Genomic DNA, 2810 nt, shown 5'->3' with positions numbered 1-2810 from the left:
GCCGAGGCCTCCGTCGCGCCAGGTTTCACGTCGCTCTTGTCGTCCATGCTCTACCCCCGTTCCTCGGGAAAGTAGCGCTCGACGCTGTCTCAAGAAACCGTGCCCCGGCCCACCGAAGATATGGTAGAGCGGCAGCGCCAGCACGACGACTTCCTTGCCGATCTCGTGGGCCTCGGGCATGAACTTCGCGAATTGCTGCCCGTTGGCGACGATGTTGCGATGGGTCAGTACCGCGGCTTTCGAAAGGCCGGTCGTGCCGCCGGTGTACTGGAAGAAGATGATGTCCTCGCCGTTCAGGTCGACCGGGTGGAACTCCAGGCTCGCGCCTTCGGTCAGCACATCGGCCAGGCGGACGGCTCCGGCCAGCCGCTCGTCGACCGCTGGCGACGGGATGTCCAGTCCCGACCCGTCGCCCAGATCGATCGTCACGACATTCCTGATCGGCGTGTCGTCCAGAACCTCGGCGAGCGCCGGTGTCGAACCGGAAAAGACCAGGATCGTCTCGACGCCCGCGTCATTCAGCTGATGCGCGAGCTCGCGCGGCGTGTAGAGCGGGTTGACGTTCACCTGGGCCGCGCCGGCACGCAGGATGCCCAGCATCGCGATGGGAAAGGCGAAGATGTTGGGGCACATGAGCGCGATCCGGTCGCCGCGCCTGACGCCGGCCTTCGACAGCCACGCCGCGACGGCGCGCGAGGCACGGTCGATCTCGGCATAGCTCATCGTCTCGCCGAAGCACTCGAACGCGGGCAGGTCCGCGAAACGCGCGACGGCCTCGTCGACGATCGCGATGGTGGACGGGTAGATGTCCGCGTCGATCTCCCGCGGAACGTCCTTGCCGTAGGGCTGAAGCCATGGCTTGTTCATTGGTGGGTCCTCCCAGATTGATTTGAAGCCGTCGCGACCGGCCGATGGGGCAAGAGGTCACGCCGCTTCGGCCAGCGGGCCGGTCATCGGGGCGATGGCGTCTTCCGACTTCTCGCGCACCTCATCGATGAGTTCTTTCACGTGGGTGGCCGTGACCCCGGCACGCCGGCGCGCACAGGTGCCTCCGCGACACCGCGCGGACCACCGGCCTCCATCGCGGTAGGCAGGCAATCGAACGCCGCGTCCACCGCTCCGCACCCGAAACGACCGAGCGCGCGACCCAGGGCAACGGCACCCACATCGCCGCGTCCGCTTCCGGCAAGGCACCGCCGATGTGACGCTTCACCTCGACCGGCTTGCGCGGCGCCGCCTCCTTCGAGTCGCTTCCGGGACCTTCAATCCGTTCCTTCGGAATATTCATCGGACGTTCCCCTATCTCTCGGATGAGCACATGATCGGGGTTTCCAGCGCGACTTTCTTGCCACCGGACGATAGGAATTTAGCGCTGCGCGACAGTCGGGGTTCTTCCGCGCGGGCGCGCGGGCCGAGCCTTCCGGATTGGGCGGCGACCTGAACGCCTCCACCGCCGAACAAGAGTCGGTGTCCCCGATCGCCGCGGGAGAGGCACGCGGCCCCTTCGCCGCCGCGCCCGGTTCTCGCTATCGCTTGACGGCGCCGACGATCATGCCCGAGTCTTTTCGCGATCCACCTCTCGAGATGCTCTCGCCCGAGCGCAGCGTCTCATCGACGATGCGCAGCTTCTCCTCCGTCGCGCACCGCCGTCGGCGCGCCGCCCCGGTGATGACTTCGATCCTCGTCCGGCATAAGCCTGTGCCTGAGGATATCCCCAAGCGTCCCTGCCTAATCCGAGTGTCCGGTCGAAACAGGGGCCAGTGCACGTAGGGCGCCCATGCCGCCTTGCGGAAAGAAAACCATTCCCGGGTCACGGCCTCGAACGTGTCGCGCCCCGCGTCGCACCACCTCCCCTTCCTTCAAAGGGCGGCGGAGATCATGGGCCCGAATGCAGGCGTCGTTGAGGCAGCGGATAGACGCCGAACGAGGCCGTGCGCTGCCTCCCACCGTCCCGATAGTTCACCCGCCAGTAGCGCGACCCGTTGGTCTGGACGAACGGATGGAGCCCGCGCCCGTCGGTCAGTTTGCAGTTCTTCTCCCTCGGCGGAGCCTTCCGGCACATGGATTCGCTGAGCGGCATATGGGGGCGGTCCCTTCGATGGGATCGGGGTGTTGGGGGGAACCCATCAACATTCCATCACAGGCCGGATCAGAAGTGCGATCATGTCGCAGGATCAAGGAAAAAGTGGTGCATAGGGCCAATTTCATCCTGGCTCTTATACCACAATCTCACTTTCAAGGGGGCCTGGTGGGCGATGAGGGATTTGAACCCCCGACATCTTCGATGTGAACGAAGCGCTCTACCACTGAGCTAATCGCCCGGCGGAGTGCGGGATAGCCTCTGACCGCCGGCGGCGCAAGTCCTGTTTCGCGGCGCGAGCCAGAATCAGCGAAGCCACTCCCCGCGACGAGAACGATGGACCGGCGATGACCTGGCAACCGCTTCGGCCCTTGCGACCGCCCGAGACGCCCGGCTATAAGGGCCTCGACGCGGGTGTAGCTCAATGGTAGAGCAGCAGCCTTCCAAGCTGAATACGTGGGTTCGATTCCCATCACCCGCTCCATATAGCACTGCTTTATGTAGCAATTACAATGCTTTAGGGGGCGGTCGCTTTCCTGCCCCGCCGTCCAACCCGCCGTAAATTTTGCTGGTAGGCGCCTTGAAAGGTGCCCCCCTGCGCGCCGCGCGGCGTACCGTGAGAGCGGCGGTGCAAAAACCGGCCACGGTAGCGGCGGGATAGTCCGGCCGCGGGCGGAGTAAAATCCGGCCACCTATTTCCCTTCTGCATTGAACGCAGGAGGGACAGGGG

2 protein-coding genes and 2 tRNA genes are annotated in these 2810 nt (G+C 65.1%); 1 reads left to right on the top strand and 3 read right to left on the bottom strand.

All coding sequences use genetic code 11. The features are described from left to right. The 3 genes from ACLJK8_RS22390 to ACLJK8_RS22380 form a co-directional block, all read right to left on the bottom strand. A partial coding sequence (locus tag ACLJK8_RS22390; protein WP_413152630.1) for an AMP-binding protein occupies positions 1-867 on the bottom strand: 867 nt, incomplete at its 3' end. A 1009-nt stretch (positions 868-1876) separates the two neighbouring features. Beyond that, entirely contained in the window at positions 1877-2062 is a 186-nt protein-coding gene (locus ACLJK8_RS22385; RefSeq protein WP_413152631.1) for an Arm DNA-binding domain-containing protein, read from the bottom strand. Positions 2063-2246: 184 nt separating this feature from the next. Then, positions 2247-2321 (bottom strand) — tRNA-Val (locus tag ACLJK8_RS22380). A gap of 169 nt (positions 2322-2490) precedes the next feature. Here ACLJK8_RS22380 and ACLJK8_RS22375 point away from each other — a divergent pair. Continuing rightward, positions 2491-2564: transfer RNA gene (locus ACLJK8_RS22375), tRNA-Gly, on the top strand. Positions 2565-2810: the final 246 nt, after the last annotated feature.

This window comes from Amaricoccus sp. W119, assembly GCF_047275745.1.
Taxonomy (GTDB): Bacteria; Pseudomonadota; Alphaproteobacteria; order Rhodobacterales; family Rhodobacteraceae; genus Amaricoccus.
Note: the sequence above shows the minus strand (reverse complement) of the source record. Positions and strands in the feature narration are given on the sequence as shown.